At 61.8% G+C, this 18200-nt stretch carries 12 protein-coding genes and 2 pseudogenes; 7 read left to right on the top strand and 7 right to left on the bottom strand.

Annotated features, from left to right (window positions below; all coding sequences use genetic code 11):
- Nucleotides 1–134 precede the first annotated feature (134 nt).
- Nucleotides 135–1406 carry a serine hydrolase domain-containing protein gene (locus V1279_RS11385; RefSeq protein WP_334435467.1) on the bottom strand — a complete coding sequence of 424 codons (1272 nt, stop codon included), beginning with the start codon at nt 1404–1406 and terminating at the stop codon, nt 135–137.
- A 482-nt stretch (nt 1407–1888) separates the two neighbouring features.
- Between V1279_RS11385 and V1279_RS11380 the strand changes: the two genes are divergently transcribed.
- From V1279_RS11380 to V1279_RS11370, 3 genes are all read left to right on the top strand, one after another.
- Nucleotides 1889–3127 carry a vanadium-dependent haloperoxidase gene (locus tag V1279_RS11380; RefSeq protein ID WP_334435465.1) on the top strand — a complete coding sequence of 413 codons (1239 nt, stop codon included), beginning with the start codon at nt 1889–1891 and terminating at the stop codon, nt 3125–3127.
- A gap of 745 nt (nt 3128–3872) precedes the next feature.
- The gene (locus V1279_RS11375; protein WP_334435463.1) at nt 3873–4196 is read left to right on the top strand and encodes a hypothetical protein; all 324 of its coding nucleotides are present in this window, start codon (nt 3873–3875) and stop codon (nt 4194–4196) included.
- Between the two features lie 948 nt (nt 4197–5144).
- A complete protein-coding gene (locus V1279_RS11370; protein ID WP_334435461.1) occupies nt 5145–5516 on the top strand; it encodes a nuclear transport factor 2 family protein in 372 nt (123 codons plus the stop codon).
- Nucleotides 5517–5694: 178 nt separating this feature from the next.
- Here V1279_RS11370 and V1279_RS11365 read toward each other — a convergent pair whose 3' ends face one another.
- The 3 genes and pseudogenes from V1279_RS11365 to V1279_RS11355 form a co-directional block, all read right to left on the bottom strand.
- Nucleotides 5695–6144 (bottom strand): ATP-binding protein, encoded by a 450-nt coding sequence (locus V1279_RS11365; RefSeq protein WP_334435459.1) that lies wholly within the window; start codon nt 6142–6144, stop codon nt 5695–5697.
- A pseudogene (locus V1279_RS11360) lies at nt 6050–7603 on the bottom strand (PAS domain-containing sensor histidine kinase); the annotation flags it as partial. The pseudogene V1279_RS11360 and the gene V1279_RS11365, both read right to left, overlap by 95 nt.
- A gap of 183 nt (nt 7604–7786) precedes the next feature.
- Nucleotides 7787–8245: pseudogene (locus tag V1279_RS11355) on the bottom strand (CHASE3 domain-containing protein); the annotation flags it as partial.
- A gap of 212 nt (nt 8246–8457) precedes the next feature.
- Here V1279_RS11355 and V1279_RS11350 point away from each other — a divergent pair.
- The 4 genes from V1279_RS11350 to V1279_RS11335 all read left to right on the top strand — a co-directional run bounded on the left by V1279_RS11350 (nt 8458) and on the right by V1279_RS11335 (nt 13310).
- The gene (locus V1279_RS11350; RefSeq protein WP_334435456.1) at nt 8458–9849 is read left to right on the top strand and encodes an ABC transporter substrate-binding protein; all 1392 of its coding nucleotides are present in this window, start codon (nt 8458–8460) and stop codon (nt 9847–9849) included.
- Between the two features lie 447 nt (nt 9850–10296).
- Nucleotides 10297–12036, top strand: a complete 1740-nt coding sequence (locus tag V1279_RS11345; RefSeq protein WP_334435453.1) for a pyrroloquinoline quinone-dependent dehydrogenase — start codon at nt 10297–10299, stop codon at nt 12034–12036.
- 124 nt (nt 12037–12160) lie between these two features.
- Nucleotides 12161–12520, top strand: coding sequence for a c-type cytochrome (locus V1279_RS11340; RefSeq protein ID WP_334435450.1), 360 nt, complete (start codon nt 12161–12163; stop codon nt 12518–12520).
- Nucleotides 12513–13310: a substrate-binding periplasmic protein gene (locus V1279_RS11335; RefSeq protein ID WP_334435448.1), complete on the top strand. Its 798-nt coding sequence runs from the start codon at nt 12513–12515 to the stop codon at nt 13308–13310. The genes V1279_RS11340 and V1279_RS11335 overlap by 8 nt, the downstream gene beginning before the upstream one ends.
- 11 nt (nt 13311–13321) lie before the next feature.
- Here the strand turns inward: V1279_RS11335 and V1279_RS11330 are convergent, their stop codons facing one another.
- The 3 genes from V1279_RS11330 to V1279_RS11320 all read right to left on the bottom strand — a co-directional run bounded on the left by V1279_RS11330 (nt 13322) and on the right by V1279_RS11320 (nt 18102).
- Nucleotides 13322–13894, bottom strand: coding sequence for a hypothetical protein (locus V1279_RS11330; protein ID WP_334435445.1), 573 nt, complete (start codon nt 13892–13894; stop codon nt 13322–13324).
- A 1205-nt stretch (nt 13895–15099) separates the two neighbouring features.
- Entirely contained in the window at nt 15100–15966 is an 867-nt protein-coding gene (locus tag V1279_RS11325) for an SMP-30/gluconolactonase/LRE family protein (protein ID WP_334435442.1), read from the bottom strand.
- Nucleotides 15967–16176: 210 nt separating this feature from the next.
- Entirely contained in the window at nt 16177–18102 is a 1926-nt protein-coding gene (locus V1279_RS11320) for a potassium transporter Kup (protein WP_334435439.1), read from the bottom strand.
- Between the last annotated feature and the right edge of the window lie 98 nt (nt 18103–18200).

Here is an 18200-nt window from a genome sequence, read left to right as displayed (position 1 = left end):
TGCGCCGCTTCGATAGCGAGAGCGCGTTTGCGCTGACCGCGACAACACGAACTACCCCCAAGAACACCCCCAAAAAATCCCCAAGTGTGGGCGGGCACCTGGTGCCGTGGCGCGGCCAGTGCTGGGTATCGAACTCAATCGGCCGTATAAAACGCTTCACGGATGGGGTTCGAGATCGCGCCGGAGCCAATAATCGCCGTCTGGGTCATGACCAGGCCGACAACGCGGTTTGTCGGATCGATCCAAAACTGCGTGCCATAGATGCCGCCCCACCCATAGCTGCCGGCCGGAAGACGGCTCTTGGCTGCAGCCGGATCGGTCACTATCCCAAAGCCCAGCGTGAAGCCCCAACCCGGCCCGCGAATCGTCCGCATATCGCCGGTCGCGTTCTGCGTCATCTGCCGGACCGTCTCAGCGCGGAGCACCCGCGCGCCGTCAAGTTCGCCCTCGTTCAGCAGCATCTGCAGGAACCGCGCATAGTCATCGATGGTGCCACTCATGCCGGCTCCGCCAGAATTATAGGCAGTCGGAGAGAAGGCGCGGCTCGGGTCGAGATTCGCAGTGCCCTTGGTGGGTGGGAACGGCACGGCCTCAGGTCCCATCACAGGAACGTAGCCCGTGCCGAGCGCGCCCGTGACCTGTGCGGGCCGCGTCACCTGCACGAAGCGTGAGCGGATGGCCTCAGGTGCGTTGAACACAAAGCTCTGGATGCGCAGGGGCTTTGCAATACGCTCGGTTACAAAAGTTTCCAGGCTGCCTCCCGTCACCTTCTCGACGACGGCCCCGAGCACGTCAGTGGCGAGCGAGTACTCCCATCCCGTACCGGGTTGATAGCCAAGCGGAACGGAGGCGAGACGCTGCATCGCTTCAGCCGTGGTCAGCTCGGGCTGGTCTAGCCCGTCGGTCACGCGCGCGTCGCGGTATGCATCAACGAGCCGGGGATTATTGATGAAGTTATAGGAGAGCCCGGCGGTATGAGTCAGCAGTTCGCGGATGGTCGGCGGCCTGCTCGCAGGATTCTCGGCGCTGTCGGGCCCGCGCACGTGCAGCTTGGCGAACTCGGGGAGGAAGCGGCTGACCGGATCGTCCAGGTTGATCTTGCCCTGTTCGACAAGGATCATCGCTGCCACCGAGGTGACGGCCTTCGTCATTGAGGCGAGGCGGAACATGTCGTTCTCGCCGATCGCCGCGGCGCTCCCGACCTCGCGAACGCCGACACTGCGGCTGTAGACTGGGCGGCCGTGCTGGAGAATCAGCACGGCAATGCCCGGAGTGCTGCGGCCTTCGACCAATCCCCGAAGGGTTTCATCGAGCTTTGCGTTGCGCGCCTCGGGCGAAAAAGCCAGCGCAACCGGGGTGGCATAGAGCGCAAACGCTGTCACCCCTGCCCCCAGCAGTCCGATCACAAGACGACGTGAAATCATGATGTTCCTCCCATAGATCCGTTCTGACCGCCCATTCTCCAGCTAATCCAGATCGGAATAAATCGGAGCCCAGACGGCGCCGTGGCACTTCTGACTTGAAACGCAAAAGGCAAGGTCACGAATGACCCTGAGGAGCTTTGCCGCGATTCATCAGCGAGCAATTCGCCCACAGTTCGGGGATTTCATGCAGCACCTGCATGATCGAGAGAGCAACGTATCACATCCGGCGGGTGCCGTCGCGCTCCGAAGCACGCCGTGTAGCGCGGCGGAATCTGCATCGACGTTCGCAAATGCCCCCCAGAAGACTTACCGCGATCCGACGGTTTGTTTCCAGCACCCCTCGGATGTCTCGCGCCACAGGTGAAGTGGTTCACACCAAGATGAAATAGCGAGGGATAAAATGCCCCTGCCCACCTGGCGTGAAACAACACCCCATCGCGTGGGCGGCATAAAGGAGTCTTCCGATGAAATCCGTTTTAGGAATGTCGGCAGCTACTCTGCTGCCGGGCATGATCGCTGTCGCGCTGTTGGGCGCGCCGGCGCGCGCCGATGTCGTCACTGACTGGAACGTGACCACCGGTACCCTGGTGGCCAACGACGTCGGCAACAACCCCAAACTGCGCACCCTGGCTATGGTGCATGTTGCGATGTCGGATGCGATCAATACCGTGCAGAACCGCTACGCCCGCGTGGTCGCGACGGTTCCGGCTGCGCCTGGCGCGTCGGCCGAAGCCGCGGCCGCGACGGCCGCGCGGCAAATCCTTGTTCAGGTCTATCCAGCAAAGAAAGACAAGATCGAAGAGGCCTACGCGGCATCGCTCAAGGCGATCCCTGACGGGTCTTCCAAGACCGAAGGCATCAAGCTGGGTATGGCGGTCGCCGACGCGGTACAGGCCGACCGCGCAAACGACGGCACCGACGCTCCGGACACTTACCGGCCGCACACTGCACCGGGGGTATATGTGCCGACCACGCTGCCGATGCGGGAGCAATATGCGCGAGCCAAGCCATGGGTGCTCAAGAGTGCCGACCAGTTCCGGCCCGGCCCGCCGCCGGCACTGTCGAGCGCCGAGTGGGCCCGGGACTACAACGAGGTCATGCGCCTCGGCGGCACCAAGAGCACGGCGCGCACCGCTGAGCAGACCGAGGCGGTCAGGTTCTGGGAAAACATTAATTTCGGCCCGGCATGGCAGGCGGCGGCGCGTGAGCTCGCGATGAAGCAGGAGATGCCGCTCGCCGAATGTGCCCGCCTGTTCGCGCTGCTCAACGTGAGTCTGGCGAACGCCTACATCGTCAATTGGGACGCGAAGTACACCTACAATGTCTGGCGACCGGTCACCGCAATCCGCAATGGCGACCAGGACGGCAACGATGCCACTGCGCGCGATGCCGGCTGGACCTCGTTCAACCCGACGCCGATGCATCCGGAATACCCCTCGCAGGCGACGATCAACGCAACGATCGCGTCGGCCATTCTGGAATCGGTGTTCGGTCCCGTGAAGGCCATTCCTTTCACGGCAACCGATGTGCGGGATGCGAAGCGAACGCGGCAGTTCGCCAGCTTGGCCGATATGGCCGAAGAGCAGAAGAATGTCCGCGTCTGGGGCGGCGTGCACTACAGATTCGCGATCCGCGCCAGCGAGGACGTGGGCCGAAAGGTCGCGGCCTACATGATCGAGAATACGCTCAAGCCGGCGCGTTAAGCCTTGTGTTGGCCGAGCGCGAAGCCCCGGATGCGAATCCGGGGCTTTCACCGATGTTCGAATGCGGCGCTTAACGAACGCAACTTGTCGAGGCGATGTCCGATCACGCGGCATCGTTCGAGGCGCGAGTTCAAGGATTGATTGCCCCCGCATGTCGTAGAGACGGCTCGCGTCCTTGCGCATCGCCCGACGGTAAACGGTCTCCATCGTAGCCTGCCTCGAATTAAACGAACTGGCCGAACGAGCGCGACAATGTCAGCTATCGAGAGATGAGCGGACTTGATGGCTGGGGATGACCCATCTCGGAAGTCGACGTTGCCGCTAGGCGGCCGAATTTTGCGTCGCAAAATGCTCAACGCGAAACATATAATGCACTAAATCGCTGCGCGGTAATGAGCGCGTGCATGGTGTCAGAGACCTTGGTTATCAGCCTATCTCGCCGTCGTTCTTGTCTCTCATTTGCCGATATGCCGGCGCCGGCTCGCCCCTTCCGAGAATGCCTAGATTTGCCGCTGCCGGCGGACATCGACCCCTGCCGAAACAGGGTGGGGTCGGCACCAGTAACTGTGACTGGTATCGTCGCGCGCCCCATGTTAGCGGGCCGCAGAAGGCCGCCTATGCGCGCGGCGAGCGCTGGGGGTACGAGTGGCTGCCCGGCCAGGGTATCCTGCTAACGCAGCAAGGGTGCGGCGTGGGTCGTGCCGGCTGCCGCAGCCCATTTTCGAGTTACATTAGGAGCACGCCGATGACCCCGCTCGATGTATTCGGAGGCGTCATGTACCTCCTCTTCTTCGCACCGTTCCTCTTTCCGCTGGCGCCGTGGTTCGCCAAAAGGCCGCGCGGAGCCTGGCTAGTCTGTTGCGCGGCCGTTTCCGTACTTGTCCTCCTTTTCCCGGCCATGTTTTGGTGGGGGTGTGACTGGTCAAACTGCGGCCAAGGAGCCGTTGCAATTTTCGTCGTCGCTCCAGTTTGGCTGCTCTTTGCCGTGATCACGCCGCTTTCCGCCTGGGCGGCGGCGCGCAAACTTGCACGCACGCCGACATCCGACCCGCCCCGGTCCGTTCCCTGACAGGCTGCCGGTACGAGGTGTCGGCGTCAGCGCCGCTGATCTGTCGCGCGTCAGCCGTCACAAACAGCTCGCACCTCACCCTCAATTGAGAATGCTCATTGTCCACTACTAAACGTCTGAAAGAGTCAAAGTGTGCTCCGAGATATCAATCCGTTCATGCGCGACAAGACCGATTACACGACGCATTGTGCCGCGAAACAGATATACGATGTCGACAAAAGTCTGTTTGCAAACAACCAGCGCTATATTGCTGCGGTGCATGAGTCTGCAGTTGGCACGAGCCGGACCGACCGGGGCCGGTCTGGCGATGTCCGTTTGTCGGGGTAGACCGGAAGTGGTCGGCGGACGGTCAGAACGGCGCTAATGATCCAAGCGCACTTGAATACGGCACCGTTTGCCGCTCTATTACCACTCACAATTTCCGGGAAAGTAATTATGAAAGCCATTTGGTTGGCCGGTGCACTTGCGCTTGGCATATTCTTCTTTTCAGTGCCCGATACGGCAACAGCCCAGGAAGCACGCAACCTCGGGGAGTTCTGCGCGGTCTGGCAACGTGTCTGCAACCGAACCTGTCCGAGTGGCGGCAATTGCGCAAGCGTGTGCAGAGAGCGAGTGGCACAGTGTCAGTCGAGCGGATGCTTCCACTTCAACTCGCCGGGGCCTCGTTGCTTCAATAACGCTTCAGACCGCGGGCTGACGAACTTGCGGCTCGCGCCTAATCCGGAACAGGAACGAAAGCGGCGCGGGTACTAAGCGGCTCGCTCAGGACCGGAACATATTTCAAGCCATGAACCCAAATCGGCTGTTGCGACATGCCCGGCTTATCCTGCGAACGTCCGCTAACAGGGGTAGACTGGAAGTGGTTGATCGACCCTCAAGCGCGGCGAACGGCTCACCTCGGACCGTCGGACGCGCGCGAAAAAATATCAACTGGGATGGAGACAACAAATGGACATTCGAGCCGAACTGAAGGAGCTATGTGAAGCCTTCAACGCGCACGATCTTGATCGCATCATGGCATGCTTTTCTGATGATTGTGTCTTGGAGATGCCGAGGGGAAGCAGTCCCTGGGGCTCCCGTTTCGAGGGCAAACGGAATGTACGAGAAGCGCTGGCAACACGCTTTGAAGGCTTGCCCGATGTCCACTACGGCAACGATGAGCATTTTGTGGATGCGGCTGCCGATACCGGCATCTCAAAATGGACCCTCACAGGCACCACCCGCGAGGGTACGAGAAAGGAGGTCCGAGGTTGTGACTTCTATACGTTCCGCAATGGCAAGGTGATCCGCAAGGACTCGTACTGGAAAATCGTAGATTGAGATTGCGGTGTTGGCATTTGTCAGACATGGCGCCGTGTCCGGCTTGAGTCCTTAATGCGCTTCCAGGCGGACATTCGAACTGCCAGCCGCGATTGCGCGGCGGGTCCACTACATTGGGCGCAGGTCCGCCCCTGGCTCAAGGGGAACACCGGTAACGCGGAGCTGCAGTCCTGCAATCTCATGCGGCTGGATTGGACCGGACGTGCTGGGCTGGAATGCTCTCGTCTTGTTCCAGCGGCAGGGTGAATTGAAAAACGGCACCCCGAGGTTCATTCGCGCTTGCCCACATCCGTCCCCCGTGAGCCTCGACCATCGACCGGCAGATAGCGAGGCCCATGCCCATGGGCTCCGTCGTGTAGAAGGCCGTGAAAACCTGCTCCACATCCGCCGGGTCCAGGCCCGGGCCGGAATCGCGAACCGTGACGAGCACGCCGCCGGCGACCTCCCTCTCGGTGTTGATCTGTAGCACGCGCGTCCCCTCGTCGATGTCGCCCATGGCTTCAACAGCATTGCGGAGCTGCAGTCCTGCAATCTCATGCGGCTGGATTGGACCGGACGTGCTGGGCTGGAATGCTCTCGTCTTGTTCCAGCGGCAGGGTAAATTGAAAAACGGCGCCCCGAGGTTCATTCGCGCTTGCCCACATCCGTCCCCCGTGAGCCTCGACCATCGACCGGCAGATAGCGAGGCCCATGCCCATGCCCTTGGGCTTCGTCGTGTAGAAGGCCGTGAAAACCTGCTCCACATCCGCCGGGTCCAGGCCCGGGCCGGAATCGCGAACCGTGACGAGCACGCCGCCGGCGACCTCCCTCTCGGTGTTGATCTGTAGCTCGCGCGTCCCCTCGTCGATGTCGCCCATGGCTTCAACAGCATTGAGGATCAGGTTCAGGATCACCTGCTGCAGTTGAGTGCGATCGCCATCCACCCTGGGCAATCCCGGCGCGAGCTCGGTCTGCAGCAAGATGCCATGATTGAGCACTTCGCTTCGGGTCAGCGCGACCATTTCGAGGACGGCTTCATTGAGGTCGAACCGATCCTTCCGCGGCGGCAACTTGTTGATGAGGGCCCGGATCCCGCCGATGACGTTGCCGGCGCGCTTGCCGTCCTCGACGATACGGCTGAGGGAGTCGCGAACCTCGCCGAGATTGGGCGGTTGAGCGCGCAGCCAGCGCAGGGCGGCCTGGGCGTTGGTGACCGTCGCGGCGATCGGCTGGTTGACCTCGTGGGCGATCGAGGCCGTCAGCTGTCCCATCGTCGTGACGCGATTGACGTGCGCGAGCTCCGCCTGCGTGGCGCGCAAGGCTTCTTCGGCAAGCCTGCGTTCGGTGATGTGCCGCCCGACGCCGCGGTAGCCGACGAAGCGCCCCGTATCGTCAAACACCGGCAGCCCAGAGACAGACACGTAACGCCTGCTGCCGTCGGGTGCAGGCCGCGCGAGCTCAAAATCACGGAACGGCAGGTGGGCATCGAGCGTCTCCCGGTGCTTGCGCCAAGCTTCTTCATCAGGCTCCAGGTAAGGCACTTCCCAACGTGTCTTACCGATCTCGGAGTCCGACGCCGGCGCGTCGGCAAGGCTCTCCGCGAACTCCTGGTGAGTAAAGCGATGTTGCGCATCGGTCTCCCAGTACACGTCGAAGGAGAACTGCACGAGGGTGCGAAAGCGCTCCTCGCTCTGCCGCAGCGCTTCTACCGCCTGCTTGCGTTCGGTCAAATCGAGGACAAAGCCAACGCCTTGATTTGGGCTTTGTTCGAACATCGCCCCGCCCATCAGCACGGGCACGCGACTGCCATCCTTCCGGAAGTACTCCTTCTCGAATGGTTGGACGGTCCCCATCCGCTTCAGCTCGTCCACGGTGCGTGCGTCGCGGTCGCGCCATTCCGCCGGCGTCAGGTCCGTCCGGTTCACCCGCCCCAAGGCAAGATCCTCCCGGTCGTAACCCAACATATGGAGAAACGCATCATTGGCCTCAAAAATGCGACCTTCGAGATCCCAGATGATGATCCCGACGATGTTGGCGTCGACCAGGCGGCGGATCTTCTTGTCGCGCGCCAGGAGATCGCTGTGGAGCGCGATGTTCTCCGCGATCGCCTTACGCCGCCGGATCGCTTCGAGTCGTGCGAGCGCCAACGCCACCCCTGCCAGGACTGCGACGATGACGATGGCGGTTGCGATCAGCCAGGCTTTGCGTTGTTCGAGCGCCTCGGTGCGCCTCTCCTGATCCACCTGCAGGAAGCGCTCGTGGTCCACCATCTGGTCGATCTGCGATCTTATTTCGTCCAGGCTGCGGATCATCGCCAGCGCTGCCGGCCCGGAGCCGGTTCGGGCAGTTTTGACGATGTCATCGATCTCGCGCAGCTTTGCTGCGACGGTCAGTGCCAGATGTCCGGCACGATGGTTCTGCAATGGATCGCCCACTACCAGCGCCTGAAGCGCCTGCGCGTCCCGCCGCACGCTTTCGTCGGAGACGCCGTAGGCCTTGAGATATGAGGGATCGAGAGTCAGCAGATAGCCGCGCCTTTGGGCCTCCACGTCGGCGATGATCGTTTTCAGCCGATCCAGCGTCTCAAGCACCTGGCGGCTGCGCTCGTGCGCAAGATTTGCCGCTTGTCGCTCCTGCCAATATCGGAGGCCGAGAAACCCGGTCGCGACAACCACAGTCAGAAGCGCCACGACCACCAGCGCCAGCGGACGCGCAAACCACCGAAAGGACTGGCTCAGAAGGATTGACATGGGCCCAGGTCTTCGATGCTCGCGTGAGCGATTGTTTTCTGATGCCGACGCTGAGCATTGCTAGTATAAAATATTGCCACGGTCCGCGTGGGTAAGACGGGAACCGGCACGTTCTACCGCGCAGATTACACGCAAGGGGCAAGAACGTCACGGGTAAGGCCCCGCCCGCGCGTTGTGAAGACCAAGGCCGATCCCCCGGCAGGAGCAAGTACATGGCTCCAGATGAAAAGTTGCAGAGTGAAAATTCGCCGAGCACTCCAAGATCGGCCAGCCGGCGCAGCTTCGTCAAGGGATTGGGCGCGGCGGGGGTGGCCTTGCCGGCCCTCGCCATGCTGCCGCGGTGGGGTTTCGCAGAGGATGTCGCCGCGATCTATGCCAACGCTGCGATAGATTGGAAACAATTTGCGGGGCAGACGATCACGCTCGCAGGCGCGATCCATCCCTGGTCGAACGCAATCACTCCGCTTTTGTGGGATTTCACCAAGCTCACCGGCATCAGCGTCGTTACCGACTTCCGATTGGAGACCACGTACCTCGGCGCGCTTCCGATCCAGCTCGCCCGTGGCGGCGGCACACCTGACGTCTTCATGTACACGACCTATGGCCAGGGCATCTCGAACGGATGGCTCGAGCCGCTGAGCGCCCATTTTTCCGACAAGTCGCTGACCAATCTCGGCTGGTATGACGAGGGCGACCTACTCAAGACCGCCCGAGCCTTCCCGTTGTGGCGGGACGGCGAACGCTACGCCATGCCGATCACTTCCGAGGCGGTGACCTTGTTCATCAACGGCGATGCGCTGGCAGCCAAGAACCTGCCGGTTCCCCAGACTTTCGATGAGCTGCTGGTTACCGCGAACGCGGTCAAGACCAATGAGATGTCCGGGATCGCCATGCGGGCCCAGGCCGGCGGCAATTCGTCCGTGCCGGCCATGAGCTTCGTGTTCTCCTACGGCGGGGACATGGTCAAGGACAACAAGGCCGCTTTCGCGAGCCCGGAGGCCATCGCGGCCATCGAGATGTACGGTCAGCTGCTCAGTCAAGCCGGCCCTGGCGGTGTGGGCGGCTACGAATGGTACCACGTGCTGGACGACTTCCTGCAGCGCAAGACGGCGATGGCGATCGACAGCAGCAACTTCGCTACCGACATCTCCAATCCAGCCAAAAGCCACGTTGCCAGTCAGGCCGTGTTTGCCGCCTTTCCGCATGTCGCCGGTCGCACCTCCGTGCCCTTCATGTCGCACTGGCAGGCGTGCATCAATTCCAAATCGCGAAACAAGCGGGCGGCTTTTTTGTTTCTGCTGTGGGCGACAAGCAAGCCGACCTCGATGCGGACCGCAGCAGCGGGACTGGCGACGACACGCGTATCGGCCTGGTCGAGCGAGGACTTCAGGAAGGCGTTCGGCGCACAAGCCGCGGAGGCGGCGCTGACCAACTTGCAGAATGCCGATGTCGAGCGCGCCAAGGCGATCCTTTTCCATCCGCACTCGAGACCGATCCTCGACGCTTTCATGATCGGCGTGAATGAAGTGGTCTCCAGAGCGAAGCCGGCGAAGATTGCGATGACCAACGCCGCCGAGAAGGCCAATGCGGTGATCCGCGGTTAGCAGAGCTGTTCCGCCCGGCACGAGTTGCGGCTGCTGCAGCAGTACTATCGCCGGCGCTCCCGCGCGCCGTCGCCGGAATGACTGGACTTCAGCTCAAGGTTGCCACCGCCGACTGGCGCTCCACAAAAAAACAACAATCCGGTCAACTAATGGGCGCGCATCGAGGGACGTGTCATGGTGCACCGCACCGACATCGCCGGGCGCAGCGTGGGGCAGGCAAGTCCTGGCCATGACGGCGTATGCCGCCCTGCCCTGAATGGCGCCCTTCTCGAGAACAACTTCTCACTCGGCCGACAAGAAATGCTGCCATCCCCTCACGATGGTGGTCCCGCCGGTCCATGCCATCTATCTCGAACTCCTGACCCTATGAGGCTTTGACGCGAGAGCATCCTGCAAGGGTCGCGACGAAAATTCGGCCCAACAAACAACGACAAGGGGAGGATACAGATGACTTTCCATGAACGATATCTCGTCGGCTGCGCCGCGCTGGCGGTGGCTGCCCTGGTCACCGTCTCGCCGACGCGCGCTCAAGCGCCGACGCAGCCTCAAGACGCGGCCCTGAATGCCGAGGCGACCCAGAACGACTGGCCGACGTATCACGGCACCTACAAGTCCTACCATTACAGCGGCCTCGACCAGATCAATACCGGCAACGTCAAGAATCTCGAAGTCGCCTGGATGCATTTTCCGGAGCGCGCCACCCGCGGCATTCAGTCGACGCCGCTGGCCCTTGACGGCGTGCTGTACTATTCGGGCTCCTACAGCCGGATCTACGCGCTGGACGGCGCGACCGGCAAGACCATCTGGGCCTACGCGCCGGAGCTCGACGAGGACCTGGTCTCCAAGCAGACGCACTCGCCATACAACCGCGGCATCGCCATCGGACACGGCAATCTCTACGTCGGCACGGTCGATGGGCGCTTGATCGCGCTCGATCTGAAGACCGGCAAGCCGGTGTGGGACACCAAGCTGCTGGATTCCAAGAAGGTGACGGTCGGCTTTACCGGCGCGCCGCTGGTGGTGAAGGACAAGGTGATCATCGGCGCCCAGGGCGGCGAATGGACCGGTCGCGGACCGATCTTCGGCGTCGACGGCAAGACCGGAGCGAAGAAATGGGAGTTCTTCACGGTCGCCGGCACCGAAGAGGCCATGAAAACCTGGGGTGGTGACTCCTGGCGGACCGGCGGCGGTGGCGGCTGGATGCCCGGAACCTATGACCCGGAAAGCAATACGGTGTGGTGGGGCACCGCCAACCCGGCGCCGCTCTACGACTGGTCGGGTGCGGACTGGAAGAAGAGCGGACCGCGGCCGGGCGACAATCTTTACACGACATCGGTGATCGCGCTCGATCCCGATACCGGCAAGCTCAAATTCTACCACCAGGAGCTGCCGCATGATGCCTGGGACTTCGACTCTTCCGTCGGCGAGTTCGTCATGATCGAGCGTGGCGGCAAGAAGCTCGTGGTGCACGCCAACAAGAGCGGATACGTCTTCGTCTATGATCGTTCCAACGCCAAGGTCGAGAACGTCTGGCCGCTGGTAAAGAACATCAACTTCGTCAAGAGCATTGATCCGAAGACCGGCGAACTGATCGGTCGCCGCGATCTCGCGGAAGGCAAGGTCGACCCGCCGTTGTGTCCGGCTATCATGGGCGGCATCAGCTGGAACTCTGGCGCCTATAGTCCCAAGAACGGGCTCTTCTACCGGATCGGGCAGGAGTGGTGCATGGAGCTGACCGTCGAGAAGACCACGCCGATCCTGGAGCCGATGGCTCAGCTCAACCTCGGCGCCACGTTCAAGGCTATAGCGCCGCCGGACGGACCGGCCCGTGGTCATCTTAGCGCCCGCGATCCGGTCACCGGCGCCAAGAAGTGGGAGGTCAACTACAAGCAACCGCCGCTCGCCAGCGTTCTTGCCACCGCCGGCAATCTGGTATTCGTGCCGGATTCCGAGGGCATTGTGCACGCCTATAACGCGGACACCGGCGAAGAGCTGTGGTCGCGCAACAACGGCATGGGACACAACGCCGGCATCATCAGCTACATGGCCGGTGGCAAGCAGTACATCGCCGTACCGGCGGGCTGGGGCAGCCTGGTGGCCGACGAGTTTGTCGCGCTCTATGGCGAGCCCTTCAAGAGCATGACGAAGAATACCGGTGCCCTGGTTGTGTTCGCGCTCAGGCAATAACGATGGCGTTGGCGGCGGGGATCGATCTCTCCCTGCCGCCCTTGCCGGTCCATACGTTGCCGCCCTTGCGGTCAACCGTTGCCGCTCTTGCGGTCAACACGTCGCGGTGAATGCGGATGCCGGAATGCGAATACCGTTTGTAATCGTTGCTTCCCTGGCCATCATCTGGCCATGGCTGCCAAACGCCTCGTTTGCACAACAATCCACCCCAGCGGGCGCGGCAAATCCGCTGCCGCAAGCCGAAGCCTCGCCGGACGACATCGAAGGCGGGAAAATGTTCGCTACCACCTGCGGCTTTTGCCACCAGGACGGCGGCCGTCATGCGGGCAGAGGTCCGAAGCTGTCGAAGTCCGAGCGCAGCGACGAATACATCATCGAGCGTATCAAGAAGGGCAAGACGGGCGCCATGCCCGCGTATGGGTCGGTGTTCAGTGACGGCCAGATCATCGCGATCCTGGCCTACATTCGAGGGCTCGATGACTAGAGCGTTCTCCGCGGCGCGATATCGCCGCGCCCGATACGCGGCAAGCCTCTCGCTGCTGATGCTCTGGAACGCGCCGGCGGATGCCCGCTCGCTGGAAACCGTCATCGAGCGCGGCGCGTTGACGCTTTGCGCCAGCCCCAACGCGCTGCCGTTTGCAAGCAAGGCCGGACCGGTCCCGGGATTTCAGATCGAACTCGGCGAGAAAATCGCCGAGCAACTCGGCGTCAAGCTCACGCGGGAGTGGGTGGTCAGTGCGATCCAGTATCGCCGCGCCGATTGCGACCTCGTGCTCGACGTCATCGCCCGCAAGGATACGCCGCCCGCGGGCGGTGTGCGGATTTCGCGTCCCTACCATCGCAGCGGCGTCGTACTCGCAGTGCGCGGCGATTCGCCGGCGTCGTCACTGGCAAGTCTCGGTTCCGATCAGCGGGTCGGGGTACCGGTCGGCTCGCTGGTCTCCATGACGCTCGCCAAGGCCGGCACCGCCACGTCTCCGTTCGTGTTCGAGGACGATATTGTTGCAGCGTTGACCAATCGCGAAATCGAGGCAGCCGCCGTCACACCGATGACGGTCGGCTGGTTCAATCTGCAGCATGCCGACAAACCGTTGCGCCTTATTCCGGCGTTCGACAACGACCAGGATTTGAACTGGAATATTGCGGCTGGGCTACTTGGCCCCGACGACAAGCTGCGAGCGCGCGTCGATACGGCGATCGAGGCCCTGCTCGCCGATGGCACCATCGCGCGGATCTATGCCCGCTACGGCATCGAACTGCGACCTCCGCAATGAGAGGTGGAACGCTATTTCTGCTGCCACTGAATGAATTTTTCAAGCAGAGCTTGGGATTTTTCGGGTCCCTCTTTAGCCGTACCAACGGAGGCGGATCCAGAAACAGCATGTTCCGGGTTTTGGCCTTCCTGCGTCTTTTGAAATTGCTTGAATCCTTGGAGCAGTGCCTGGGAGTCTTCGGAAATCACTTGGGCCGGCGTAGCCGATGCAGGAGTCGAAATGGAAACGGCGAGTTCCGAGGGATCACTTTTTGACCTTGGAAGCGCGTTAAACAGAACGAGCGCCAAGATCACAGTGACACCGATTGCCGCGGCAATTGCGCCCGCGGTGGCGAGCAATCCGCGTGGTCGACGGCGTTCGTAAATGAATTGTGACTCCAACGGACGGCTGGACTTGGCGAAGGCTTCCTCGCGCATCTCATCAAAACGAGACAAAGGGGGAGTGGGAGGCAAATGGTCCGATCTCGTCCGCGGTGTCGCGTTGGATCGTGGGTTCGCCATGCTGCGCACCGAGCGCGGTGCGTAGTACAGCGGGTCTTCCGGACTATCGGGATTGGGATGGTCGTTCGCGCGGATGAAACTCATTTGCGCTACTCCTCACAATGTCAGCATCGCATCGGAATATCTCTGCCACTCAAGGCTTCAGCCTGGGCTTTCCGAGCACAGTCCCACAGTCGCACATGAAATGCCGCGGGCATTCGCGCCCTGCGGCCAGCCGGGTAAAACTTCGATCCGCCGACCCCCGGCTTCAAGAGACTGATCCAAGCCGGGATGCGTGTGGAGTCAGATGTTCTGTTCCGCCCAAGAAACAATGAAGCTGTTGCCTTCCTGCGACAACATAAGATCGCGGAACTTGAGCAGAAGCTCCGGGAGACCGACAAGTAAGGCCGCCTCAGTTGCCGCTGGCCGTTGAACCTTATTGCGCCTCCGTAGACAGATAATTGCCGGGGGATTGCACTGTCCGGATTTCAACACAGCGCCACCAAGCATTATTCGGCTTGGGGGCGCTGTTTGCATTGGTGACCTGCTTTGATCCAGCGAATGGCCCATTTCGGCCGGCACCGGTCGTCGGGGATTTGACTCGAAATTGTCCTGAGCTGCGGGCAGTGTCCTAATTCGTTCTGGACAAGGGTTCGGAGAGTTAAAGTTTCTTAAGTTGGCAACCGAAAATAATGGGAATCTACTGGTTCCATCACCGTCCCGTCTTCGGCTTCCATCGGTGACTGAGAGTATTGTGCTCCCGCCCGTTTCGGAGAGCCACTATGCCCCTCATCCAGCGCAACCAACCCAAAGCACCGTTACAAGACCGTCTAACGCCGGAGGCCGTGCGCCTCAATGACGAGGCGAATGAACTCCCGCCGGGTCCGTTGCGCGACGCCAGGATCAGAAAAGCTCGCCAGGCTGTAACTGCTTCGCAGGTGAATGCGTGGCTTTCGTCTCCCGGCCTGCAAGCGCCGCAGTAAGGCCGCCTCAATTGGCGGCCTCTTTCATTCATTTGAAGCCAACGTATTGATCGTGCCGCATGCCGAGCAGCGGTGTCCGAGCGTTTTACGGTAGACCGGATGGCCGATCGATATCTGGACCTGTACCGATCGCTCCTTGGCTAAGGACTTGCTCGGCTTTCATGGACCTAGCTCCCGATGCTCGATGCGTGCGGAGCGGCACACCTCGCACACGACTGGACAACGCCATGCCAGGGCCGCCTACGTCGATTGCATCCTCAAGGACGAAGATCCAGTACGGTTCCCTCTCGCGGGCGCACGTGCCTACGCTGCTCAGGCGCAATCCTTTCAGCGTGGGTCGATCCTGTAAGCCACAACAGTGCCGTCCATCATCATCGGGATCATGACGGTACCGTCCGGCCCCACGCCGAGATCGGCGCTCCCCTTCGTGAGCGGAAGGAGGCGCGTCGGCTTTCCATTGTTCGCGACGCGGAACAGGCCGCCGCTTACCCAGTCGGTGACAAGATAGCCGCCCTTGCCATCGGGCTCGACGCCATCGAAATTGCCGACTGGTGTCGGGTCACCGAGAGCAGACACTTTCTTCGTTGCGAGATCGATCGCCTTCATGTGGCCAGGTACCTTGGTCGAGAAGTCCGGGGCCATCTTGCCCCACGACGCGACCACAAGCCTACCGTCCTCGACGAAAAGCCCGTTCGGGTTGTCGAGCGCGTCATCCTGCATCAAGAGAGACAGCTTGCCGCCGTCGAGCACCCAAATGCTGTTTGTCACCATATCGGAGACGTAAACCCGTCCCCTCTTGTCAGCCGCGAGGTCGTTCAAGAATTTGGATCCGGGTGCCTCGTATCGGTTGATAATTTCGCCCTTGGCGAGGTCGATTTCCGCAATCCGATCCACGTCTGCGGCGTACAGCTTGCCGTTGGAAAGCGCGAGTCCGGTCGGACTGTCGAGCCCCTTGACCCACTCAATTGTCACGACCTTTCCATCCGGCGCGAGCTTTGAAATGAAGCCGTTGCCATCCTTTTTCATCGCATCGCCGTTGACGTTCGACACATAAATGGCCCCCGCGGCTCGGTCAAAGACCACCGACTCGGGCTGCTTGAAGCCACTCGCCTCCCACAGCTTCTGAGGTTCCGCGGCGACGGCATTGAAGGTAAGCAGAGCAAACACCAATGCGGAGAGCTGAGGTGTCCTCATGGTAGCCTCCTCCTGATTGCCCCGAGAAAGGAAAGAGCCCGTCAGGGCAGATGTTCCTCCCGTTTTTCCTTTTATGGCAGCGCCAATTTGCCTTTGACGTCTTTGCTCACAGGGGGCCGCCGCTATTCCCTGAAACGTTCTTTCCGCGCGTCCCGTGCGAATGAAATTGCGAACTCATTGCAAAACTCGTTCGTGGCTGAGTTCACGCCCCTAGATCGTGACCTGCGTTCCCACTTCCACCACCCGCCCGGTCGGGATCTGGAAATAGTCCGTGGCGTCGTTGGCGGACTGGCTGAGGCGGATGAACAGCAGGTCCTGCCAGCGCGGCATGCCCGAATGCGCGGCCGGCTTGAGCGCACGGCGGGACAGGAAGAACGACGTCGACATGATGTCGAACTGCCAGCCGAGCTTGCGGGCGATCGCCAGCGTCTTCGGCACATTGGGCGATTCCATGAAACCGAACCGCAGCGTGACCTTGGAGAAGGTCTCGCTGAGCTGCTCCATCCGCACCCGCTCGGCATCGTCGATCCGCGGCGTCGGCGCAGTCTCGATGGTGAGGATGACGTTCTTCTCGTGCAGCACCTTGTAGTGCTTCAGGCTGTGCATCAGCGCCGTCGGTGCGCATTCGGGATCGCTGGTGAGGAACACGGCGGTGCCGGGCACCCGCTGCGGCGGGCGCTTCTCCAGCATCGCCACCAGCTCGGCCAGCGGGAATTCCAGCTTGCGCGATTTCTCGAACAGCAGCCGGCTGCCGCGCCGCCACGTGTACATCAGGAGCATCACGACGCCGCCCAGCGCCAGCGGCACCCAGCCGCCCTCGAACACCTTCAGCAGATTGGCCGCGAGGAAGGTGATGTCGAGGAACAAAAACGGCGCGATCAGGGCTGCGGCCGCGATCGGCGACCATTTCCAGACCCGCCAGATCACGACGAAGCCCATCATGGCCGTGACCACCATGGTCCCGGTCACGGAGATTCCGTAGGCCGCGGCCAGCGCGCTCGACGAGCGGAACAGGACCACCAGCAGCATCACCGCAACGAACAGCAGCATGTTGATGCGGGGAATGTAGATCTGGCCGGAATGGGCTTCCGATGTATGACGAATTTCGAATCGCGGCATCAGGCCGAGCTGGATCGCCGTTCGCGTCAGCGAATAGGCGCCGGTGATGACGGCCTGGCTCGCGATCACGGTCGCCGCCGTCGCCAGCGCCACCATCGGGATCAGCGCCCAGTCCGGGAACATCAGGAAGAACGGGTTCTCGATCGCCTTGGGATCGGCAATCAGCAGCGCGCCCTGCCCCAGATAGTTTATCGCCAGCGACGGCAGCACGATGAACAGCCATGCGGTCTGGATCGGCCGCTTGCCGAAATGGCCGAGGTCGGCGTAGAGCGCCTCGGCGCCGGTGACGGCGAGAAACACTGCGCCCAGCGTGATGAAGCCGATCATGCCGTGATGGAGCATGAAGGAGACGGCGTGGAGCGGGTTGAACGCCGACAGCACTTCGGGGTGGCGCGCGATCTGCGGCACGGCCGCGATCGCGATGACGGCGAACCAGACGCACATGATCGGTCCGAAGAATGCGGCAACGCGCGCGGTGCCGTGGGACTGGACCGCAAACAGAGCAACCAGAATGACCAATGTCAGCGGCACGACATAGTGTTCAAAGGTCACTGTGACGAGCTTGATGCCCTCGATAGCCGACAATACCGATAGCGCCGGTGTCAGGACTGCGTCGCCGTAGAACAGCGCACCAGATATGATGCCGAGCAGCACGATCGCACCGCCGCCCTTGCCGACCGCACGTTGCGCCAGCGCCATCAGCGCCAGCGTTCCGCCCTCGCCGTTGTTGTCGGCGCGCAGCAGGATCAGCACATATTTCATCGTCACCACGACGACCAGCGCCCACAGGATCAGCGACAGCACGCCCAGCACCGCTTGCGGATTGGCAGTGCCCGCGTGCCCGCTGGCCGCGACGATGGCTTCGCGCAATGCGTACAGCGGGCTGGTGCCGATGTCGCCATAGACGACGCCGATGCTGCCGAGCATCAGGGCCTTGAAGCCGGCGGTGGAATGCGTTTCACCATGACCGTTGGCCGCGGGCGTTTCCGCCGCGGGGATCGCAAACTGGACTGACATGAGAGGGGCCTCGGTGGTTTACCGCACTGCACAAATGCAGGAGGGCTGCCCTATACTCCCGGCGTGCCCGCACAGGTTAGCCGGAATTCAGGCCTCCG

Source organism: Bradyrhizobium sp. AZCC 1610, assembly GCF_036924515.1.
GTDB lineage: Bacteria > Pseudomonadota > Alphaproteobacteria > Rhizobiales > Xanthobacteraceae > Bradyrhizobium.
This window is presented reverse-complemented; position numbering and strand designations above follow the sequence as displayed.

Excerpts from the sequence above, each read along its gene's own strand:
- V1279_RS11380 (WP_334435465.1), top strand. The coding sequence starts at position 1,889 with ATGAAATCCGTTTTAGGAATGTCGGCAGCTACTCTGCTGCCGGGCATG.
- V1279_RS11375 (WP_334435463.1), top strand. The coding sequence starts at position 3,873 with ATGACCCCGCTCGATGTATTCGGAGGCGTCATGTACCTCCTCTTCTTC.
- V1279_RS11370 (WP_334435461.1), top strand. The coding sequence starts at position 5,145 with ATGGACATTCGAGCCGAACTGAAGGAGCTATGTGAAGCCTTCAACGCG.
- V1279_RS11365 (WP_334435459.1), bottom strand. The coding sequence starts at position 6,144 with ATGAACCTCGGGGCGCCGTTTTTCAATTTACCCTGCCGCTGGAACAAG.
- V1279_RS11350 (WP_334435456.1), top strand. The coding sequence starts at position 8,458 with ATGGCTCCAGATGAAAAGTTGCAGAGTGAAAATTCGCCGAGCACTCCA.
- V1279_RS11345 (WP_334435453.1), top strand. The coding sequence starts at position 10,297 with ATGACTTTCCATGAACGATATCTCGTCGGCTGCGCCGCGCTGGCGGTG.
- V1279_RS11340 (WP_334435450.1), top strand. The coding sequence starts at position 12,161 with ATGCGAATACCGTTTGTAATCGTTGCTTCCCTGGCCATCATCTGGCCA.
- V1279_RS11335 (WP_334435448.1), top strand. The coding sequence starts at position 12,513 with ATGACTAGAGCGTTCTCCGCGGCGCGATATCGCCGCGCCCGATACGCG.
- V1279_RS11330 (WP_334435445.1), bottom strand. The coding sequence starts at position 13,894 with ATGAGTTTCATCCGCGCGAACGACCATCCCAATCCCGATAGTCCGGAA.
- V1279_RS11325 (WP_334435442.1), bottom strand. The coding sequence starts at position 15,966 with ATGAGGACACCTCAGCTCTCCGCATTGGTGTTTGCTCTGCTTACCTTC.
- V1279_RS11320 (WP_334435439.1), bottom strand. The coding sequence starts at position 18,102 with ATGTCAGTCCAGTTTGCGATCCCCGCGGCGGAAACGCCCGCGGCCAAC.